The organism is Bradyrhizobium sp. 23AC, from assembly GCF_054863025.1.
The window spans coordinates 1-321 of the sequence record NZ_JAVAYN010000094.1 but is presented as its reverse complement, the minus strand read 5'-3'; the positions used below and the strand labels follow the sequence as shown (position 1 = coordinate 321).

General features: G+C 65.4%; 1 protein-coding gene. It reads right to left on the bottom strand.

What is annotated here, in order from left to right; genetic code table 11:
• Positions 1–321, bottom strand: a 321-nt coding sequence (locus tag RAD10_RS41605; RefSeq protein ID WP_461622000.1) for an Ig-like domain-containing protein, incomplete at both ends; no start/stop codon positions are given.

Here is a 321-nt window from a genome sequence, read left to right as displayed (position 1 = left end):
CGGCCGTGCCCTTGATCGTTGCCGTGTGATCCCAGTGCTGGCGCACATTGGTGACTTCGACGGTCGCAGCGTCCTTGGTGCCGCCATGACCAATCGGCGGATCGATCGGCTGCGACAAGGCGCTGGTGTTGCCGGCGGCATCGGTTGCCGTCGCGGTGAAGGTGTGTGACCCGTGCTTGAGATTCGGGGTCGTCACGCTCCAGTCGCCGTCACTCGCGACGGTCGCGGTGCCAAGCAGGGTCGTGCCCTCATAGAGCTTGATCGAGCTCCCCGCTTCCGCCGTACCGGATACCGTTGCGCGGTTATGCGTGGTGGGATCGC